Below are 19,911 nucleotides of genomic sequence, written 5' to 3' on the forward strand. Positions count from 1 at the left end.
CCTAAAATGGTGTCCGGTTTTATTAGACCACTACAAAACGTAACAAGCGCATGTTGTCGGACTGCTTTTCCGCTGCGCTCCAAACCTGCCGCAAATGCGGGCGTTCTACGCCAACCATGAATAGAGTACAGAGTAAATATGGAATTTGATAAAGAAAAATACAAAGTATGGAAGCTTCCGCACCCAATATTGCTCCATTGGATTATTAACCCTGGACTTGCATTTAATGAGCTAATTCTTGGGCAGAGAATCCCCAAGGTAACCCTAATAGATAAAACCAGTGATGCCCCTTTAATGGAGCGGCAGTACGTTCCATGCCCAGAATGTAGTGCGCTGAATGACGGTAGACTCTGGTCTAAAAGCAATACATTTGGCCACTGGTTTGGCTATGTATGCCCAGAGTGCCACGGAAGAATACCGTGCCTTTGGAATATCACCAGCCTTATATTACTTGTCCTAACATTCCCAATTTGGATTTGGTTAAAAATATTCGGCGAGAAAAAATGGATTGAGAAAGAAAAAAGCCGCTTTGCTGAAGTTGTATCAAGTGAGCTCCCTGAGGCCAAAAAAACAAATTGGCTCAAAATGGGCTTAACCTATGGGGTCTTGATGTTTTGCATTATGGTACTGCCAAAAATTTTCCAAAATCAGTTAACTCCTAGCGCAATTGCCATTCAAGCAGCTATCTGGTTAGGTGGCGGTTTGGTGTTCGGTCTGGCAATGAAACTCTTTCTAGGCAGCAGAAAGTGAAACGTAGAACAAACGCGTCAATCAGGACGCTCGCAAGCTCGCGCCTATTACGCGGGCGTTAGAAGGCCATTGAATGAGTCCTGTGAAAAAGTACATTCAATTGATAAATGACTCTTCAATCCAGGCTACGGGCTTAGTTTTACTTTTGCCACCAGCTATCGCGGCGTATTTGCTTTTTCCAGATATCGAATATACACCGTTACTAATCGTTTCTGGCTTTGTATCTATTGCTATCTCATGTGCCCATTTGGCTATAGGAATTTTCGCGTTAGTTAAAAAAGAGTACGCGACAGTTGTTAATTTTTTACTCATGCCAATCGGCATGGGCTGTTTCGTAATGTATTTAGGTTTCAAGTAACATGGCTTCTAACAAACGCCACCAAAAACGCGCCCGTTGGGCGCTCGACTCGCAACAAGTTGCTCGCGTTTGTGGCGGGCGTTAGATTTTGAGATATGTACGGACCAGAAAAATTAGGCTTCTGGAGCAGCGCAAAAGCTCCCAACTGCGGCTCGCAACATCAGTTTCTCATCTCAGGCAAAAGATACCGGGTGATACGAGAGTTTGCAGATTACGATCGCCACCTTCACTGCGAAGGCGAAGAGTGGCTGTTCTTGGGCTATTCGTTTTTGCCTTATGATGATGGGCTTTCTTGGTTTGTATCATTTGATGGAAAGCAGGAATGGCATATTCCTATGCAATGGCGAGATGAAGAGCAGGGAGCAACTATTGATGCGCTAGATCAGTTTGTGCAAGCAATCTAACAATCGGCTGTTGTCGCCCCTTCAGGGCTGGGACGGCCTTTCCGCCGCTGCGCGGCTGCAAGTCCGCCCAAAAGCCGGGCGTTAGCTTTACGGAGTAAAACGACCTGCATCGTATCTGGAAATTAGAAAAAGGCAGCCCATTGCTTCGGGTGTTTGTGTGGCAAAACTTACCACAGAGACAACTTAAAACCTTGATTCATCGGTTTGCTACCAAAGAGGCTGCAAAGTTAAAGCAAGGCAGTCGTGAGTTTTATATTTGGCGTGTACGCAGACTCAAAGCCGTTGCAGTATTCGATAAACGATTTGGCGGCGTACCTGATATTTTCAAAATGCGTAAAATGACGGTTTTAAAGTCATATTACATAAATAACGGTGTTTACTTGTGGCCAACATCTACATTAATTACCGCAAACTAAACAAAGCTAACAAGGCGCATCACTCGCAGCCTGCGGCTGCTGGGACGTCAAACGCTAACGCGTTTTTCCGCCCGTGTGCTTAGCGTTAGGTAGCCGAGTTACCCATGATCAGTAGACACCTTCTATAGTTAGGTATCGTACCTGACACTGAGGTGCAAGATGGCCAGACATAAAACCCAGGCGTACTCAGAAGAGTTCCGTCGTGAAGCCGTAAGATTGTCTGATTTACCCGATAAAACAGCGACGTCTGTTGCTCAGGAATTGGGCATTCACCCGAATCAGATTTACAACTGGCGTGCTCAATTTAACCGCTTGTCTGATAAGCAGTTTAACAGCTTGAATGGGGTGGATTATTCCAAGGATGAAAGCGACAAAATCCGGCAGTTAAAGCGTGAACTGGATACGCTGAAAAAGGAAAATGAATTCCTAAAGAAGGCAGCTGCGTACTTTGCCAGGCAGCAGGAGTAAAGTACGCCCTGATAAGCGAATATGTAGGGCAGTATACGGTTAGGTTGATGTGTCGGGTAATGGACGTATCAGCCTCCGGCTTTTATCGTTGGCGGGGCCGTAAACCCAGCCGTAGCTGCGTTAAACGGGAGCAGCTTGAGCAGCAGGTAATGGACAGCTACGCTCGTTACAAAGCGCGCTACGGCGCGCCCAGACTGGTTAGAGAGCTGAATGCGCTGGGTGTGAGTTGTTGCCTGAACACTGTTGCCGGCATCCTCAAAGCCAGAGGCATACGGGCACGTAACGGCAAGGCGTTTCGCTACGGCCCACGCACTGAAGCGATGACCAATGTAGCAGATAACCTGCTGAAAAGGCGGTTTGACGCCGAGAAACCCAATGTGCGCTGGACCACAGATATCACCTATATCTGGCTGAAAGATAAATGGTTATACCTGGCCACAGTGATGGATTTATACTCCAGAGCGATAGTGGGATGGTCGCTTGATAGCAGCATGACAGAGCGGTTGATTACGCAGGCACTGAGAATGGCGCTGGCACGACGACAGCCAGAGCCGGGCTTGATAGTGCACTCAGACCGCGGTGTGCAATATCGCTCAACCGCCTATCAGGATGAATTAATGCATGCCGGCTGTGTGCCGAGCATGAGCCGTAAAGGCAATTGCTGGGATAATGCGGCGATGGAAGCCTTCTTCAGCCGGTTTAAAGTGGAGCTGATTTATGCCGGGAATTACGACTCGATTGAGCGGGCGAAGTCGGGTATCTTCGAGTACATAGAGATATTTTATAACCGTGTCCGTAGGCACTCAGCGATTGGCTACGTCAGCCCGGCTGAGTTTGAGCGCAAATGCGCATAACCGGGTGTCTACTTTTTATGGGTAAGAACAGTGTAAAGAGAGANGTACATAGAGATATTTTATAACCGTGTCCGTAGGCACTCAGCGATTGGCTACGTCAGCCCGGCTGAGTTTGAGCGCAAATGCGCATAACCGGGTGTCTACTTTTTATGGGTAAGAACAGTGTAAAGAGAGATTATGAGCAAGGAAGTTAGTATTTCGCTTACAGAAGATGAAGCTTGGGTCCTGTTCGAGCTAACCCGAAGATTCAGTGATACCGATAAGTTAATCATTGAAGATCAAGCTGAAGAAAGAGCGTTGTGGAATCTATGCTGCGTTTTTGAGAAGACCTTGCACCAGGAATCTGATCTTTCCTATAAAGACTTTATCGCAACATGTAGAGATAGGCTACGTGATGAAGAGTAGTAAAAATCACATAACAAACATAGGCAACATCGCCCGCAAAAAGCGCGGGCTGGACGGCTTACACTGCGCTTCGCTCCGTTCCAGCCGCCGTTGCTATGGGCGTTATGCATAAAAAGGAGCTTCCGTGCATGTATCTGAAAGTTGGGGGCGAGTATGCAGATCGGGAACTTCAATTTCTCGCAGAGTTGCTGAATAACCTTGATGAAAAAGTAGTCGAGGTTAGCAATCTCATCTTCAAATCAGTTGATCCTGAGTCAGATGGTCTGACTGACCGCGGGGAGTATTTCATAGGCGTTGGTTTCTCAGTAATACAACAATATTTAACTGATACGCTCACCTTGACCGGCGTGAGTAAAAGCAGAGCTTTGGATATTGGCCCTCGCTACTCAGAAGAATTCACTTTTATTTCCGTGGTGAATGCGGCCGCCAACTGGTGGAAACATTCTGCTGAGTGGGTGGGCCAGGAAACAAGGAGTAGGTTGGCATTACAGACGCAAAAAATTGTGGTCGAGACTGCTGAATCGCTGGATTATCCGCTCAGCAATGTGCTTGCCAAGCTACTGGGTACAAGTGAAATTACGCTAAGCGCATTGCTGCCGAATTTGGTGCTGTGGCGGTCAGCACTAGATACTGTGGTGCGTGAAAATGCATAACAATTCGCAGCAGTTCGCGGCCGATGGCCGCCGGACGCTCGTAAACTCGCGCCGCTGTGCTCGGCGTTAAGCGACCACAGAGAAAAATTTCATGGAAATAGGTATTGCAGAAACTGACAAAGAAATTTCTGAGTGTTACGAAGTTTTATCCCAGCTTCGCCCTCAGCTTAAAAAAGATCGTTTCGTAGCACTAATTCACGAACTAATGCTTAGTCAAGGCTATAAACTTATTTATCTAAAAAATCCTGAAATCAAGTCAGTTATGGGTATCCGAATTGGATTGTGGTTGCACACTGGCAAGTATCTTGAAATAGAAGATTTAGTAACGTCCAGTAACAAACGTTCAAATGGGTATGGCATGCAATTGCTTAATTGGGCGAAAGAGTACGCAAAAGCCAATAACTGCAATCAAGTTCGCTTGGTTTCTGGTGTTGCTCGTGAACAAGCACATAAGTTCTACCAAAACAATGGTATGTCATTTGAGGCAAAGTACTTTTCAATTAATATATAGGCAGATAACAATTCGCACCTGTACACGCCCTTCGGGCATAGGACGCGCGTTATGCTTGCCTCGCTTGGTGTTTTCTCGGATTGAAGATTTTGGAGGTAGATATATGAGTGAAATCGAGCATTCTAAGTCTTTAGTAAATCGCAGCACTAGGCATGCGAAAATATGCGGAAATTTCTTCGAAAATCTTGTTTTGTATGTTCTTTCAAGGAATGGCTTCGAAACAGCGTTGGTTGATCACACAGGAATTGACATCTTGGCCAGGAACCCGATTAGTGGTGAATACCTTGGTATATCCGTTAAAGGAAGAACGAGAAACTCTGGTGAGCGAGCGGGGAGAGTTAAAATTGATAATTTCCAGGATCACCTAGACAAGATAGATTCAGCCTGCGTGGCATTCGGGAACGCAACACCTTATCTTGCAGTATTGGTAGATGCTAATAATGAAATCAACGGTACTTTGGTACCTGTTAAAAATGTGAAAGAGAAGTATTGGTCAGGAGATAGAAATTTGAACTGGGGAATGGGAAAAGAATCATTGAACATATATAAAACGGATCCTGATACTAGATTATTCACATTAAAATTTGGTGATAGCATTTGGTTTTGACACCTATATACTTGGTGAGCATAACAAGCCGCGTCATTTGCAGCCTTCGGTTGCTGCGACGCACACAATTTCGCGCGCTTGCGCGGGGCGTTTAGGCTGTAGAAAAACCTCTTTTCAGCCGATCGAGTTTGTGATCAAATAGCGTTGACTGGTTAAAAAATGGACAACACCTAATGCCTAAATACACCCCTTATGATTACAACCAAAGCGCCATGGTAGAAATCAATAGAGTCAGTGATGTTGATTTGATGTAGGTAAAAGTTACATCTCAACTTTAAATCTTTAGATAAGGAAAATCTGAATATGGCACAAAATGAATCGTCTCAAGTTTTTCGTAAGTACTTTATCTATGGCGCGGTGTTTGGTGTAACTGTTACCTTAATACTGTGGTACTTACTCAAATTTTTTTAGTAATACATTCGGTTATACGCCTTACTGGCAAACGCAGGTACAACGCGCCTGCGGCGCCGGGATCACAACAAGTTAACCGCTCAATGTCTTTAAGTATCAATGTGATGTAAATAAATCAAATATAAAAGGATGTACCTTGAAGAAGCTTGTATTAGTTTTATCGTTTATCTCAGGTTCGTTAATCGCCCAAGAAAGCACTTTTGACCGTCAATATTCTGTTGGGGTTGGTTTGGGGGCTATTTACAGTGGATTAGGCGTAAACTTCGCACTTTTGTCGGCTAGTGATATGAAATATATCTCAGCAGGTTGCGTTGAATACAGCTCAATGTATGGTTCCACTTGTGGTTTTGGTGCAGGCTGGATTGTCACTGATCTTTTTAATTCCAATTCAAATAAACATGGTGTCGGTGTTTATGTAACTAAAGCCGGCAGTGAGAGCTATGTATACCTTGACGACAACGGCTTTAATTTTGTAGAAAATCAATATTATGCAGCAGGCATTAGCTATACCTACTTTATGAATGGTATTGATAAACCCGGCTTTAATTTTGGCATCTCCGCCCATGCCACCAATGCTAAATATGAAGAGAAAATTAATGGGTTTTTACAGCTTGGCTATCAGTTTTAAAGCTTAACATCTATGGGCCCTGAAGCAGTCGACAGGCAGGGCAACCGGTCTTTTGGCCGCGGCAGCGGCCAGTTTATTATCCATCAGCAAGATCGTTGCCGGCGCATCTACTGCGGCAGCGCTGCCAGCACTTTACCCACCAGTTGGTTTAGCTCGTCACCATTGCCAATCCAGCGTGTGACAATCAGCAAATCATTGTCCTTATCGATATAAATCACATTACGGCCCGCGCCCTGAAAAGTAACGGCAGTTTCCGGGGCGTTGGGCAGGGCTTTACGGCCCGGGTTTAAAAACCAGTTGGCAAAACCGTATTCGGCATTGGCGCTGCCGCCGGTTCTTGCCATCGCTATAAAATCTTTACTGACTAATTGTTGCTCTTGCCATTGGCCATCGCGCAAGAATAAATAGCCAAAGCGGGCTAAGTCCCAGGCGTTGATAAAGATACCGCCACCCCAATGGCCACCGCCGGAAACCGATTGTACTTTCTGGCCGTCTAGTTCAATCCAGCTGTTGTCATAGCCATACCAGCGCCAGGTAGAGGACGCGCCGATAGGTTGCATAATCTGCTGGTTCAACACTTCAGGCAGTGGTTTACGCCAAACATACAAGGTGGACAGCGCTAACAGGTTAATGCGGACATCGTTGTATTTGTAATGGCTGCCCGGCGTGCGCAGTGGCCGGTTGGGCCAGTCGGCCGGGGTTTTGCCTTCGGGCCGGTCAGCCCAGTCGGGTTTACCCCACAGCGTGCCTTGCCAGTCACTGGTTTGGCGCAGCAAATGCTGCCAGCGAATTTGGCTGTTGTGCTCTCCCTCGTAAAGCGCTGTGCCATGTGGCATATAAGCGTCAACTTTGTCGTTAAGGTCACGGATTAAACCTTGCTGCCATGCCAGGCCGGTTACTGTAGTTAAAAAGGTTTTGGCGATACTGTGGGTCATATCCACACTGTCGACATCGCCCCAGCGCGCAATCAGTTTGCCCTGATAAATAATCAGGCCGTTAGCGGCGGCGCGCACGCCCATCGGGCCGATGATCTGATCATAGGGCTCTTTTGCACCAAAAGTAGTGGCTTGCACTATGGCCTGATCTTTTGCAGCCGGGTTCTCGCTGGCGATAGCGTAGTCAACAGCCGCCGCCAGTTTAGCGCTATTAACACCCAGTGATTGCGGTGGTACTGCGGCCCAATCGCCACGCGGTGGGTAATAGGTTTGCGCCGATAGCGGTAGCGCCAACAGCACCAGTAGTAAGGTAGAAAAACAACGCACAGTAAGCTCCTGTTTGATAACACGGCAACAGCCATAGTGGCCCTGCGGCCAGTGCCCTGCAATAGCCATTAAGCTTATTTGCGGCTGGATAACACTATGCTGCGATTGCTTTTTATATAAACAGTGTTAAGAAAGTGCCGCGGTAGCTTATAAAGAGCATTCATTTTATGTTTAGCTAAGCCGGAGTACCCTGTAAAGATTACCGTTGGCGGGTAAGTTCTACAGCCTGCAGTGCTGATTTTCATGCATAAACAGAGTGTTATTTATAATAAGTAACTGTTTTTATTGTTTTATTCTATACTGGTACAGCCATTGCAGTTCCTTTTGTGGCTATATGCAACACACAACCTGCAGCATTTTGCTGCTTTCCCCGTGTTTACCAAGGAGACATATTATGGCGACTTCTCAAAGTGCGAACAGTAAAACCAACAGCGGTTTAAACTCACCGGTAACCGAAAAAGCCAGTGAAGCAGCGCATCATGCTGTCGATGCCATGGCGGTAAAAGCGGCCACCGCAGAAGACAGTTTGCGTAAAACCGCCGCCAGCTCGCAGGAAAGCCTGGCGCATAAGCAGGAAGAAATTAAACAGCAGCTGCAAAGCGGTTACAGCAAAAGCCGTGAATTTGCCGCGCAAAACCCGGTAGCAGCAGCCGGTATTGCTTTTGCGGCCGGCATGCTGGTCAGCGCTTTACTGCGTCGCCGCTAAGGCCGGCGTATGCATAGCCGTGAAACGTCTGAGGCTGCAGCGCAAGCACCCGGCGCTGAGCTTGGCGCGGCGCAACAGCAAGCAGCGACCAAGCCGCTGACAGAGCAGGCGCTGGACCAACTGACAGAGTTGGCCGCGCTGGGCTGGTCGGTAACTGAGCATTACACTGAACAAGTTAAACTGACCGGAAAAACCGCAAAAGCAGAGTGGCACTTAACCGGCCGCAGCCTTACCATTGCTGCCGCTCTGGTAGTGTGTTTTGGTGCCGGGCTGATTTTGCTTTGGGGTACTATTTTGTCGCTGTTGGGCTATCTGCTGTTTCAGGCTACCGGCTCTGTGGTTATTGCAGCACTGGCATTATTGTTGTTACAAGTTGCCGTGCTGTGGTGGTGCTGGCGCAGTTTAAGTTATGTGTTGTCACAGGTTGGTTTTAGCAAAACCTGGCGGCAATTACGCCGCGTGCTGTTTGCCAAACAGCCGGCAAGGGCAAAAACTAATCCCGGAGCTAACCATGCTGATTGATAAGTTATTGAGCCGGCAAAGATTGCGGGTAGCAGAGTTGGCAGAGCAGGGCCGGCAACGGCAGAAATTGCTGTTGGCTGAAAACTGGTTGTTGCGTCAGCGTGCACTAAGCTTTATCGGCTCTACGCCCGGCTTAATGCTCAGTTTCAGCGCCGGTATGCTTTTTCAACTGCGGCATAACAGCAGCGTGAAAACTGTACGCAGTCTGGTAGGCCTGCGCTGGATAAAACTATTGTTATAACCCGCGGTTAAATTATTAAAGCTGGCGCCTTGGGGCGCCATTTTTTTGCTTGTATCAGCTTTATTCACCTCTGTTGTAATACACCTCCTCTATAGCATTAATTTTAAGCAATTGAATTTAATTACTTTATTTTTGATATTTTTTTCTTTGCCGGAGCAGCTTGCTTTTGTACTGTGTACCACCTAGTATATTGCTGTGCGCTACACAGTATGCGGTGCACAGTATAGGAAACAACGACTATGACCTCTGCACAATTAGACAAGATGCGATTGGAGCTGCGTCGCGGCGTGCTGGTACTGGCGGTGCTGGCATCGCTGAAGCAGCCGCACTACGGTTACTCGCTGCGCAAACAGTTGCAGGATGGCGGTATTGATATTGATGAAGGCACTTTGTATCCGCTGATCCGCCGGCTGGCCGAGCAGGAGTTACTGACCAGCGAATGGCAACAGGGCGAAGGGCGCGAGCGTCGCTATTACCAGCTATCTGAATTGGGTGCGCAGTTACTCGGCCAGTTAACCGACGAATGGCAACATCTTAACGGCGCGCTTGGCAACTTGCTGGGCACAGCATCGAAGGAGAAATAACAATGGAATTAGTAAAACGTTATATTGCTGCTGTGCAGCGTGAGTTACCCGAAGTAAAACGTGATGAAATTGGTCGTGAGCTTACCGCCAATATTATGGACCAGCTGGATGCGTTGGCAGAACAACAAGGCGCACTAACTGAGGCGGATATTGCAGCGCTGCTAAAGCAAATGGGCCATCCGCGCAAAGTAGCGCAGCAATATGTGCCGCCACAGCCATTTATCAATGCCAGCTATATGGCGCTGTATAAAAACACCTTATTTATGGTATTGGGCATATTATTTGTACTGCATCTGGTTGAGGTGACGACGTATTGGCTAAGCAGTGCCAATATGGGCCTGATACGCTACGGTTTTGCCCTGTTTGGCGGCTTTATCGACGAAGCCTGCTTTGGTTTTACCTCTATTACCCTGGCTTATTGGCTTATGTCACGTCAGCAGCCTGTCGCTAATACTGGCTGTGGCGCTAACTGGCAACCGGAGAAACTGCCGCCAGCCGGGCCTGGTTGGCAGCACATAAAGTTACAGGATATTTTTACTGATTTAGCCAGCTACATTTTCTTGCTGGTAGTGATTTGGTACCCGTTGTATATGTCGGCTGAACAACTGGCGCAGAGTGCTCTGTTACTTAGCAGCAATGTCAGGCTGATATTGCAATACAGCACGCCGCTAATTGTATTGGGTATAGTGCATTCTTTGTGGCAGTTGCGCCAGCGGCTGTGGAGCCGCAACATGTTAGCAACCCATGTGCTGCTTAACGCCACCATTGCCGTTATAGCGCTATATCTGGCCAGCACCTCACCATTGCTGCAGCTTAACACTGAGCGCTGGCTTGGTGTGTTTAATTTGCAGCAAATTGAGCGTAGCGCCATGATAACTCTGGTGATTATCGCGCTGTTCCCGGCTTGGGAAGCCTTGCGTGATAGCTTGCGGCTGCGTAACTTGAAATAGTTTGTGTAACAGAGAATGCGGCTGCCTGCTACAGGCGGCCGCTATTGCTTAAGCCAATAATTAAACCGGCGAAACCGGCACCGTAGCCCAGCAGTAAACCGAACACGCACCACAGTTGCTTTTTGCGGTAAGCCGCTGTGCCCTGTTGTTTTAACTGCGGCAGCATTAACTGCCAGCCCCGGTAGTTTGCCCAAAACAAGCCGCTAATAAACAGCGTAAAAGCACTGATTGGCCCCCAGGCACCGGCAGTAAACTCGTAGCTGACAGTTAACAGCACCCCACAGCTGATAACCCAGGCAATAGTGCGGTTACGCAATGTAATTAGCTGCTGTTTTTGCTCAATGCTGGCCGCGCGTTTTATCGGTTGGCGCATACCGGCAATAACACCGACCACACCGGCCAGTGCGCCCAGCATGGCGCCGCTCAGCAGCAGGGTAATTTTGCCCAGCCAGGAGCTTTGGCTGGCTGCTGCCGCGCTTGCCGTAGCGGCGGCAACCGGCGGACTTGCCAGGGTTAGCGCGCTGCAAATAGCACTGGTTAAACCCAGCCCCGGTGCAGTAGTAAGAACAAGCCTGCCGTATTTAGCCAGTAATTGCTCTTTTAACAGTTCGCGCACCCGTTGCAGCTTTTTACGCACGTTGCTTTCGCTTAAGCCCAGCAGCTCTGCCACCTGTTGGCTGTTTTGCTCTTCACGGTAGAACAGCAACACTATTTCCCGGCTATCTTCGGGTAAGCGGCTGATAAAATCTGCCATGATGCGGTTTTGCTGCGCTTTGGCCAAGTCGTCAGTCAGTTCAGTATCACTGGCAAACGCTGCCAATATGCTATCGGGTTCATCACCCCTTAGCTGGCTGCTTAGCTTATTATCGCGCAGGTAGTTAAAGGCCAGGTACCGCGTGATCTGACGTACCCAGGGTAAAAAGCTGGCCGGGTTTTGCAGGGTGTTCAGTTGCTGCCAAATATGGATAAATACTTGTTGGGCAATATCTTCACTGGCATCCAAATCTTTTACTATCGCCAGCGCTATGCTGCTGACACTGCGCTGGCAGCGAGCTACCAGCCGTTCAAAGGCGCGCATATCACCCGATTGTGCGGCGCTGACATCCGGCAGTAATAGTTGCTCTGTCACTGAAATACTCATGCTTAATCCTTTAATGCGCTGGCAATGCGTGCAGTTAACCAGTCTGGCTGGTCCAGCATAATAAAATGCCGTGCCTGATGATTAAACTCAAGTGTGGCATTGGCAATTGATGCAATTTGTTGTTGATACAGCGTTGTGGCGGCGCGGCGGTCGGCCTCATTTGCCATAGCACCACTGGCGCCAATCAGCAGCACCTTACTTGTGATGTTATGTACTTTTGGGCGTAAGTCGGTGGTAAGCAGTTCATATATCGCCTGGCCTGCGGCTTTTGGAACTGACGCCGCGGCCATATCCAGCACTTGTTGTTGGTGTGTCGCGCTGGTTGCCTGAATCAGCAGGCCTTGCGCGGTCATGGCCTTAAGCTGTTCGCTGGTCATCTGCTGGTATTGCATGCGCAAATACCCCGCCTGGCCCTGCATCATTGCCACTGTGGTGTCGTTAGTGCGGGTAAATACCGGTGCCAGATACGGCAGGCCATCGACAGCGATCACGGTACCAATTTTATCCGGTGCAGTGCTTGCCAGATTAAACGCCATAAAGGCGCCTAAACTGTGACCAATCACGGCTGGCTGTTGTAATTGTTGTTGGTCGATATACTGCAGTAATTGTTGTTTTACGGTGGGAAGCAACTCACCTTGTATCGCCGGTTTACCGGCAAAGCCGGCAATACTGATTAAATGCAGCTGATATTGCCCGGCCAGTGCCTCTGCAGTGGGGCGCCAAACACGGGCATCTGACATTAACCCCGGGATCATCAGCACCGGTTTACCATTGCCGATTACCTCAACACTAAAGCTCTCAGCAGCTTTGCTGCTAAAGTTTGTCGCCAGCATGCCGCCGACAATAGTCAGTGAAATAGCGAGGTGAGTCCAGAAGTTGTGTTGCTGTTTCGATTTAGTGGGTTTGTTTGTGTTGTTGTTCATGTTGATACCTTAGTAATGAGTGAGTGACATTACTAAGTACCGCCAGCTAAACCGGCTGTGACAAAAAACTGAAAATATTTTACCGGCAATAAAACTGGAGCGGGTGGCGGGAATCGCACCCGTGTCTAAAGCTTGGGAAGCTGTGCCGGACAGTTGAGCTACACTCAGTTACACAGTATGCTGAACAGGCAACAGTAAGTGGAGTATGTAAATGTTAAATATTCAAATAGACAATCCTGCACTGGAAGCTGATTTAAAACAGACTTTCGGCGATAATCCGCAATCGGTCGCACGTGCCTTTGCTGAGTTTGTACAGACAAAACGTATTGGCGATGACATTAAGGTGTCACTAAGTCAGTTAGAGCAAGGGCAAGCGTTAAAATCGGCCGATGTGTTTAACAGCATCCGCGCCAGGTATGAGTAAACTAACGCTGGTTTTTTCACCCAGAGCCAGTGAACGCCTTGAACAAATAGCAACTCACTTGTCTGAACAAAGTTTACCAAACACCTTTATTGTCGAATATTTAAATCAGTTTGAGTTATGGCTAAATAAAGTGCTGATAGAATTTCCTGACTCAGGCATACCAATGCCGGAATACGGCACTGATATACGAAAAATCTGCTATAAAAAATACAGTTTTGTATATCGGGTAACAGCGATACAGGTTGAAATTCTGACTGTTTACCGGGAAAACTTGCCGTAAAACTGGAGCGGGTGGCGGGAATCGAACCCGTGTCTAAAGCTTGGGAAGCTTTCGTTCTGCCATTGAACTACACCCGCAGTAGCAAACTGCGCAGATAAGAGCCGCTAAAGTAAAGCGCGGCTTGAGATCTGTCAATGGCCTGCCGCAGTTAAATACAGCTATTCGTGACGCGCGGCACATGGTTTGAAAAATGCTTATTCCGTCACAAACAAAAAGATGGTCTACATTCGTTTTAATGCTTCTGTTAAACGGTCTATTTCAATATCTATCGCCCGCACATCGGTATCGTACTGCGCTGCAACAGCGGCCATTTCTTCCGACAGGCTTTCGTTTCGCACGGCACCGGCGAGGTTATTAGCGGAGTATCGTTTTGATTCTTTCAGTTGCGCCATTTTGTTATTGCGCTCTGCCAGTTTGTTGGTTTTATCCGATTGCAGCCGGTTGATGTTGATACGCATATCGCGCTTTTTTACCGACTCGCTTAATCTGTCCATGGTTGCTGCTGCTTCTGCGGCAGTGCTGTTATTCTGCGGCAGCATTGCGGTGGCTTCTTCTCTGGCGTAATCCGTTACCTGCACATCTTCACTACAGGGAATTTGGCTGTAGGTAATAACACCTTTGACTTTACATTTATACACGTTGGCGGATGCGATAAGCGGCGACAGCAATAACAAAATTAATAACGTTTTCATCTGAATACCTTTACATTCCTGTTACGGGTAATAATAGATAATCAGGGACAAAATTGCACCCTGAAATTGTTGTTTTGCACTAAAGCAGATACGTTATACTCGGGACAATGGAATATTACAGGGCTGAAAGCTGATATGCGTTTTATGCTGACTGCGTTACTGGCATTTGTGTTACTACCCGCCGTGGCAAAGGCTACGCCGCAATTCACTGAGTCTCAGTGTCAGATGTTAAATGCGCAGCGGTTAGAGGTGCGCAGGCAGCTGCGTCAGCCTTATAACGCAGAGCATGGCCAGCAGCTGCAGGCGCGGCAAAAAGAGCTTGAGCGTTTACTTAAACAGCACTGTAAGCAGCCGGTTAAAGATCCGCCTGCGGCTCTGGCTCAGCAGCCGCTGCCGGTTCAGCCACTGCAGCAGTTACGCTAAACCGGATCAGGCCGATAAGCTGCTCTGATTCCGTGACAACCTGAACCTGCCATTTGCCCACGGCGTTGGCAGGGAAATTTTGCTTGCGGGTCCAGGCACGGTAGCCGCTGGCGCGTCCGCCGGTAATATCCAGCTTTATACGATCTACTTCTTTGCCGTTGTGCAGCCAAACATGAAAAATTTGCTCATGCAGGCCACGCGGCGCTTTTACCGCAGTAAAACTAAACAGTCCCTGGCGGTGTAAGGTGGTTTCATCCAGCCGGCTAATACTGCGGCCGGGTTTACGTTGTTCGTAGTCGATATCATGTGACAAGGTTATGGCGTTAAGGCGCAGAGCGGCCGGCGGCACCCAACTGCGCAGTTGCCATAAACCGGCACTGAGCGCGCTGAGTAACAGCAACAGTAAAGGAATACGCCACCAGTGGCCGTTTGGCAGTATGGCGCCCAGGGCCGGCAGGCTTAATATTACTGCCGTGGCAAGTGCCGCCGCCAGGCTTTGGCTGCTGGTAAGTTGCAGCAATACCGGCAACACTATCAGCAATACCACAAATAATGCAAACGCATGAAACACCACAAATAAGGTGCGTTGTGGCGCCAGTTTTTTGAAGTATAACGGGTCGACGACGGATACCAGAGCACACAGCACGATAAGCCCGGTGAATACCGCCTGGCCATGGTGCCAGCTGGTAACCGCCAAAAAAAACGGTAAAGCAAAAAACAGGCTTTCCTGATGCACCATTTGCAGCGCAAACCGCACAACGTTGGGCGATAAGGCAACACCAAAACGCTGCTCTATCCGGTCCCTCAGCCAGTTATCCAGCAACAGCCACAGCCAACTAAGCAATAAAAACACCGCGATAAATTGTGCCAGCGACTCTTTGCGTTCTACCAGGATATAACTGGCAACACCACTGACAAAGGCCAGCACGGCCAAAAGCCCGGGCCGGCGCTGCAGTAGCGCAACGGTTTTTTGCATCAGGCTGACAGGCGATATCATGCGGGTGGTGGCTCCGGACTGCCCGTTACGGGCACTAATACAACACAGCTTATGCGCCTAGCATAAGCTGTTTCGCCGTGTTATTACCAGTACTGTACAGACTTTCCTTTGGTGGCTTGTTTTACCGCGCGATCAGGGCTGATTAATCAGCCCTTTGGCTGCCATATATTGCGCTACTTCGGCCACGCTGGCCGGGTCGTCAATGGTGGAGGGCACAGTGTAGCTTGCGCCGTCAGCAATTTGCCGCAGTAATTTGCGTAAAATTTTACCGCTGCGGGTTTTCGGCAGCCGTTTAACGACGATGGCCTTTTTAAAGCACGCCAGGGCGCCGATTTCTTCACGCACCATCGCCACCAGTTCGGCCTCTAAAATGGTTTCGTCTACCGTAATACCGTTTTTAAGCAGCAACAGTGCTAAGGGTTGCTGGCCCTTGATGGGCTCATGAATGCCGATAACACAGCATTCTGCCACGGCGGGGTGATTGGCAACAATTTGCTCCATTTCACCGGTAGATAAGCGGTGGCCGGCGACGTTGATCACATCGTCAGTGCGGCCCATGACAAACAAATAGCCGTCTTCGTCGATATAACCGCCATCGCCGCTGGCGTAGTAGCCGGGGAACGTATCGAGGTAACCGGCAACAAAGCGTTCGTCATTGCCCCAGATGGTGCTTAAGCAGCCGGGCGGCAGCGGCAGCTTAAGCGCAATATAACCCTGCTCATTGGCACGTAACACTTTGCCGCTGTCATCAAGAATGCGCACATTAAAGCCCGGCACCGGCACGGTTGAAGAGCCGGGTTTGGCGGTCATTAACTCAAGCCCTGCCGGGTTAGCGGCAATAGGCCAGCCGGTTTCGGTTTGCCACCAATGATCAATCACCGGCTTGCCAAGTTGCTCATGCACCCATTGGTACGTGGCCGGGTCCAACCGTTCACCGGCAACAAAAATGGCGCGCAGGGCAGATAAATCGTAGCGTTGCAGCTGTGCTTGCGGATCTTCTTTGCGAATGGCGCGAAATGCAGTGGGAGCGGCAAACAGGGTGTTTACTTTATATTCGGCGCACAAGCGCCAAAATGCGCCGGCGTCGGGGGTAAATACCGGCTTGCCTTCGTACAATACGCTGGTACAGCCGGCAATAAGCGGGCCGTACACAATGTAAGAGTGGCCTACTACCCAGCCGACATCGGATGCCGCCCAGAATACATCACCCGGTTTGCAGTTATACACCGCCTGCATGCTGTAATTCAGTGCTACCGCATGGCCGCCGTTGTCACGTACCACGCCTTTGGGTTTGCCGGTAGTGCCGGAGGTATACAGGATATATAGCGGATCGGTGGCTTTTACCGGCACGCAGGGCGCACTTTCGGCTTTAGCCATGGCTTGTTGCCAGTCCAGATCGCGGCCGCTTTGCATAGCAGCCTGCAGCTGTGGCCGTTGATAGATTACACAGTAGTCCGGTTTATGTTGCGCTTTAACCAGGGCGTCATCTAAAAGCGGTTTGTAGGCAATAAGTTTACTTATCTCAATGCCGCAGGATGCACTTACCACCACTTTAGGTTGTGCATCGTCAATACGCAGTGCCAGCTCGTGCGCCGAAAAACCGCCAAACACCACCGAATGCACCGCGCCAAGCCTGGCCACGGCCAGCATGGCTATTGCCGCTTGCGGGATCATCGGCATATAAATAACTACCCGGTCACCGCGGCCTACGCCCAGTGCTTTTAACACGCCGGCAAAGCGGGCAACGTCATCACGCAACTCACGGTAAGTAAATTGCTGTTTGGTATTGGTTACCGGTGAGTCGTAAATCAGCGCGGTTTGTTCCCCCCGGCCTTGTTCAATATGGCTGTCCAGCGCCAGATAAGCAGTATTCAGTACGCCGTCGCTAAACCATTGATAATGGTAGTCATCGGTTTGCTGCAAAATGCCGTTAGGTGCTTTGTACCAATTCAGTTTAGCGGCCTGTTGCTGCCAGAACAGCTGCGGGCTGCTAACGGCAGCGTGATACTCTGATTGATAAGGGCTTTGAGACGTCGTTGTCATACTTGCATCCTCGCGTCGGTAGGGGGAACGACAATAGCCATACTTTAGCTAAAAAGTGCTGTTAACGAACTTAGACTTAAGGTGCATAGACTTTAGGCTTAGTCGCTAAACTTGTATCAAGCCGCCGCTTATGGTCTGATCGCGTTATCAACGCAGTAACCTTAAAGCGACAGTATGGCAATTCAGATTTCAGGCAGTGTGCTGCTTAATGACAACGAACTGGAGTGGCAGTTTATCCGCTCCAGTGGCGCCGGTGGCCAGCATGTGAATAAAGTGTCCACTGCCGCCCAACTTATTTTTGATATTAATGCTTCCAGTCTGCCGCAGTTTTATAAAGATAAGCTGCTGGCAAAATCAGACCATCGTATTACGCAAAGCGGCAAAATTATTATTAAGTGCCAGCAAAGCCGCAGCCAGGAGATGAACCGCGAGCAGGCGTTGGCGCAGTTTATTGAACTGGTGCAATCTGCCGCCAGGGTGGCAAAAAAACGTGTGGCAACGAAAGCGACTTATGGCAGCCAGCAGCGGCGGCTGGAGCATAAAAAACAGCGCGGCGCGACTAAGGCATTACGCCAGGGAAAGCCGCAGATTTAGGGCGTATTAAAGTTATGGAGTTATGCATGAACCGGTTTGCCCACGCAAACACGCCGTGAATACATCCTTGTAAGCTCGATTATGAGCTTCATCCTTGAAGCTCATCCTGCGGACCAGCACAGCTGTTCAAATTCGCTCCCGGCGAATTTGTCAGCATCCATGCCTTCAACGGTTCACTTAGGGCAAACCGATTCTCACGCAGAGGTTAATGCCGGCAATTATTACAGCGCTCTGGCGCGGATGCTTTTGCCTTTAATTTTGCCTTGTTGGATTAACTGCAGTGCCAGCTTTACTGCCGTGCGTTTTACCGCAACAAAACTCCAGATATCGTGCAGCTGAATTTTACCTAAGTCATCGTTAGTCAGTTGCTTGCTGGCGGTAAGGGCGCCGACTATGTCGCCGGCACGGATTTTATGCTTTTTACCACCATCCAGTTGCAGCGTCGCCATTAACGGTTTGGCGGGTTTTAACGTGGCAATATCCACAGCCGGCAGCTCAGCGGCATCAATTTTAATGCCCAGGCCATCTTCCAGCGGGATAAGTTTACCGGCGTCTGCAGCGGTAAATAAGCTTAGCGCGATACCGCTTTGGCCGGCGCGGCCGGTGCGGCCAATACGGTGAGTATGGGTATCGGCGTCGTGCGCCAGCTGGTAGTTAAATACCGCATCAACGCTGCTGATATCCAAACCGCGTGCGGCGACATCGGTTGCTACTAAAATGCAGGCGCTGCCATTGGCAAATTGCACCAGAGTTTGGTCGCGGTCTTTTTGCTCCATATCACCGTGCAGTGCCAGTACGCTGAAACCGTAGCCGAGAAGTGCGTCGGCTACGTCCTGGGTTTCACGTTTGGTATTGCAAAATACCATGCTGCTTTGGCCCTGATACTGCAGCAGCAATGCTCTTAAGGCACTTAAGCGGGCGTGGTTGTCACTTACCTGAAAAAACTGCTGTTGTATGCTGCTGGTGTTGTGCTGCTCTGCCACTGTTACCTGCAGCGGATCTTTAAGCAGGCGCTCGCTTAGCTTAGCGATGGCATTGGGGTAGGTGGCGCTGAACAGTAACGTTTGGCGTGCGGCAGGGGCTTTGGCGATAACCGCGTCTAAATCGGCTTGAAAGCCCATTTCCAACATGCGGTCGGCTTCATCCAATACCAGAGTGGTTAAATCGTCCAGTCGCAGGCGGTCTTTGTCTAAGTGGTCAATAACCCGGCCCGGGGTGCCGACAATAATATGCGCACCATGTTCCAGCGAGCCAATTTGCGGGCCTATAGGTACACCACCACACAGGGTAAGAATTTTAATATTGTGAATGCTGCGCGCTAATTTACGTAGCTCTGCTGCCACTTGATCCGCCAGCTCGCGGGTAGGGCACAACACCAGCGTTTGCACGCGGAAATACTTTACATCTAATTTGGCCAGCAGGCCCAGGCCAAAGGCCGCAGTTTTGCCCGAGCCGGTTTTAGCCTGGCCGATAACATCCTTGCCGGCCAATATCGCCGGTAACGCCTGCGCCTGAATGTCTGTCATGCTGTTGTAGCCTAAATCGTTCAGATTGCTGATTAAAGCGTCCGGTAAATTCAGGCTGGAAAAAGAGGTATTGCTCATGCTGCTGCTCCGCAAAAGAAAAAACTGCGGGCCATTGCCTGCAAAAGGGGCGGCATTGTA

General features: G+C 49.2%; 25 protein-coding genes, 1 tRNA gene and 1 pseudogene. 19 read left to right on the forward strand and 8 right to left on the reverse strand.

The genetic code is table 11. The features are described from left to right. The first annotated feature begins 138 nt into the window (after positions 1-138). From HRH59_RS15565 to HRH59_RS15610, 10 genes and pseudogenes are all read left to right on the forward strand, one after another. Positions 139-750: a hypothetical protein gene (locus HRH59_RS15565; RefSeq protein ID WP_173502198.1), complete on the forward strand. Its 612-nt coding sequence runs from the start codon at positions 139-141 to the stop codon at positions 748-750. A gap of 73 nt (positions 751-823) precedes the next feature. Continuing rightward, positions 824-1,108 carry a hypothetical protein gene (locus HRH59_RS15570; protein ID WP_173502199.1) on the forward strand — a complete coding sequence of 95 codons (285 nt, stop codon included), beginning with the start codon at positions 824-826 and terminating at the stop codon, positions 1,106-1,108. A 95-nt stretch (positions 1,109-1,203) separates the two neighbouring features. Continuing rightward, entirely contained in the window at positions 1,204-1,512 is a 309-nt protein-coding gene (locus HRH59_RS15575; protein WP_173502200.1) for a DUF3601 domain-containing protein, read from the forward strand. Between the two features lie 575 nt (positions 1,513-2,087). Then, on the forward strand, positions 2,088-2,396 hold the full coding sequence (locus tag HRH59_RS15580) for a transposase (protein ID WP_218573544.1): 309 nt from the start codon (positions 2,088-2,090) through the stop codon (positions 2,394-2,396). 11 nt (positions 2,397-2,407) lie between these two features. After that, positions 2,408-3,382, forward strand: a pseudogene (locus HRH59_RS15585) (IS3 family transposase). 45 nt (positions 3,383-3,427) lie between these two features. After that, positions 3,428-3,655 carry a hypothetical protein gene (locus HRH59_RS15590; protein WP_173502201.1) on the forward strand — a complete coding sequence of 76 codons (228 nt, stop codon included), beginning with the start codon at positions 3,428-3,430 and terminating at the stop codon, positions 3,653-3,655. A 128-nt stretch (positions 3,656-3,783) separates the two neighbouring features. Then, positions 3,784-4,308 (forward strand): hypothetical protein, encoded by a 525-nt coding sequence (locus HRH59_RS15595; RefSeq protein WP_173502202.1) that lies wholly within the window; start codon positions 3,784-3,786, stop codon positions 4,306-4,308. A 91-nt stretch (positions 4,309-4,399) separates the two neighbouring features. After that, positions 4,400-4,819 (forward strand): GNAT family N-acetyltransferase, encoded by a 420-nt coding sequence (locus HRH59_RS15600; protein WP_173502203.1) that lies wholly within the window; start codon positions 4,400-4,402, stop codon positions 4,817-4,819. Positions 4,820-4,922: 103 nt separating this feature from the next. Further along, complete coding sequence (locus tag HRH59_RS15605) at positions 4,923-5,426, forward strand: hypothetical protein (RefSeq protein WP_173502204.1); 504 nt, start codon at positions 4,923-4,925, stop codon at positions 5,424-5,426. 547 nt (positions 5,427-5,973) lie between these two features. After that, positions 5,974-6,465, forward strand: coding sequence for a hypothetical protein (locus tag HRH59_RS15610; RefSeq protein WP_173502205.1), 492 nt, complete (start codon positions 5,974-5,976; stop codon positions 6,463-6,465). Between the two features lie 107 nt (positions 6,466-6,572). Here the strand turns inward: HRH59_RS15610 and HRH59_RS15615 are convergent, their stop codons facing one another. Further along, positions 6,573-7,727, reverse strand: a complete 1,155-nt coding sequence (locus HRH59_RS15615) for a serine hydrolase domain-containing protein (protein ID WP_331460192.1) — start codon at positions 7,725-7,727, stop codon at positions 6,573-6,575. A 394-nt stretch (positions 7,728-8,121) separates the two neighbouring features. Here HRH59_RS15615 and HRH59_RS15620 point away from each other — a divergent pair, with 394 nt between their 5' ends. From HRH59_RS15620 to HRH59_RS15640, 5 genes are all read left to right on the forward strand, one after another. Further along, positions 8,122-8,433 carry a DUF883 domain-containing protein gene (locus HRH59_RS15620; RefSeq protein ID WP_173502207.1) on the forward strand — a complete coding sequence of 104 codons (312 nt, stop codon included), beginning with the start codon at positions 8,122-8,124 and terminating at the stop codon, positions 8,431-8,433. A 9-nt stretch (positions 8,434-8,442) separates the two neighbouring features. Next, positions 8,443-8,955 (forward strand): hypothetical protein, encoded by a 513-nt coding sequence (locus HRH59_RS15625; protein WP_173502208.1) that lies wholly within the window; start codon positions 8,443-8,445, stop codon positions 8,953-8,955. Continuing rightward, complete coding sequence (locus HRH59_RS15630) at positions 8,945-9,196, forward strand: hypothetical protein (protein ID WP_173502209.1); 252 nt, start codon at positions 8,945-8,947, stop codon at positions 9,194-9,196. Before HRH59_RS15625 ends, HRH59_RS15630 begins: the two co-directional genes overlap by 11 nt. A gap of 239 nt (positions 9,197-9,435) precedes the next feature. Beyond that, positions 9,436-9,780, forward strand: coding sequence for a PadR family transcriptional regulator (locus tag HRH59_RS15635; RefSeq protein ID WP_173502210.1), 345 nt, complete (start codon positions 9,436-9,438; stop codon positions 9,778-9,780). A gap of 2 nt (positions 9,781-9,782) precedes the next feature. Continuing rightward, complete coding sequence (locus tag HRH59_RS15640; protein ID WP_173502211.1) at positions 9,783-10,730, forward strand: HAAS signaling domain-containing protein; 948 nt, start codon at positions 9,783-9,785, stop codon at positions 10,728-10,730. A gap of 28 nt (positions 10,731-10,758) precedes the next feature. On the opposite strand, the gene HRH59_RS15645 is transcribed toward HRH59_RS15640, so the two are convergent. Together HRH59_RS15645 and HRH59_RS15650 are read right to left on the reverse strand one after the other, a co-directional pair. Next, the gene (locus HRH59_RS15645) at positions 10,759-11,871 is read right to left on the reverse strand and encodes an RNA polymerase sigma factor (RefSeq protein ID WP_173502212.1); all 1,113 of its coding nucleotides are present in this window, start codon (positions 11,869-11,871) and stop codon (positions 10,759-10,761) included. Between the two features lie 2 nt (positions 11,872-11,873). Beyond that, a complete protein-coding gene (locus HRH59_RS15650; RefSeq protein WP_173502213.1) occupies positions 11,874-12,794 on the reverse strand; it encodes an alpha/beta fold hydrolase in 921 nt (306 codons plus the stop codon). A 211-nt stretch (positions 12,795-13,005) separates the two neighbouring features. Here HRH59_RS15650 and HRH59_RS15655 point away from each other — a divergent pair, with 211 nt between their 5' ends. Both HRH59_RS15655 and HRH59_RS15660 read left to right on the forward strand, forming a co-directional pair. Next, complete coding sequence (locus tag HRH59_RS15655; protein WP_173502214.1) at positions 13,006-13,218, forward strand: hypothetical protein; 213 nt, start codon at positions 13,006-13,008, stop codon at positions 13,216-13,218. Next, positions 13,211-13,498 (forward strand): type II toxin-antitoxin system RelE/ParE family toxin, encoded by a 288-nt coding sequence (locus tag HRH59_RS15660; RefSeq protein ID WP_173502215.1) that lies wholly within the window; start codon positions 13,211-13,213, stop codon positions 13,496-13,498. Before HRH59_RS15655 ends, HRH59_RS15660 begins: the two co-directional genes overlap by 8 nt. 3 nt (positions 13,499-13,501) lie before the next feature. Here HRH59_RS15660 and HRH59_RS15665 read toward each other — a convergent pair. After that, positions 13,502-13,575 (reverse strand) — tRNA-Gly (locus HRH59_RS15665). 144 nt (positions 13,576-13,719) lie between these two features. Continuing rightward, on the reverse strand, positions 13,720-14,190 hold the full coding sequence (locus HRH59_RS15670; RefSeq protein ID WP_173502216.1) for a DUF4124 domain-containing protein: 471 nt from the start codon (positions 14,188-14,190) through the stop codon (positions 13,720-13,722). Positions 14,191-14,325: 135 nt separating this feature from the next. Between HRH59_RS15670 and HRH59_RS15675 the strand changes: the two genes are divergently transcribed. Next, a complete protein-coding gene (locus HRH59_RS15675) occupies positions 14,326-14,613 on the forward strand; it encodes a hypothetical protein (protein WP_173502217.1) in 288 nt (95 codons plus the stop codon). Here HRH59_RS15675 and HRH59_RS15680 read toward each other — a convergent pair. Beyond that, complete coding sequence (locus HRH59_RS15680; RefSeq protein WP_173502218.1) at positions 14,546-15,610, reverse strand: DUF5924 family protein; 1,065 nt, start codon at positions 15,608-15,610, stop codon at positions 14,546-14,548. The two genes, HRH59_RS15675 and HRH59_RS15680, sit on opposite strands and share 68 nt — an antisense overlap. 132 nt (positions 15,611-15,742) lie before the next feature. Further along, positions 15,743-17,653, reverse strand: a complete 1,911-nt coding sequence (locus HRH59_RS15685) for a propionyl-CoA synthetase (protein WP_173502219.1) — start codon at positions 17,651-17,653, stop codon at positions 15,743-15,745. A 174-nt stretch (positions 17,654-17,827) separates the two neighbouring features. On the opposite strand from HRH59_RS15685, the gene arfB reads away from it, so the two are divergent. Continuing rightward, positions 17,828-18,247 (forward strand): alternative ribosome rescue aminoacyl-tRNA hydrolase ArfB, encoded by a 420-nt coding sequence (gene arfB, locus HRH59_RS15690; RefSeq protein WP_173502220.1) that lies wholly within the window; start codon positions 17,828-17,830, stop codon positions 18,245-18,247. A 221-nt stretch (positions 18,248-18,468) separates the two neighbouring features. On the opposite strand, the gene dbpA is transcribed toward arfB, so the two are convergent. After that, the gene (gene dbpA / locus HRH59_RS15695; protein ID WP_173502221.1) at positions 18,469-19,851 is read right to left on the reverse strand and encodes an ATP-dependent RNA helicase DbpA; all 1,383 of its coding nucleotides are present in this window, start codon (positions 19,849-19,851) and stop codon (positions 18,469-18,471) included. Positions 19,852-19,911: the final 60 nt, after the last annotated feature.

The organism is Rheinheimera lutimaris (assembly GCF_013283795.1).
GTDB classification, from domain to species: Bacteria; Pseudomonadota; Gammaproteobacteria; order Enterobacterales; family Alteromonadaceae; genus Alishewanella; species Alishewanella lutimaris.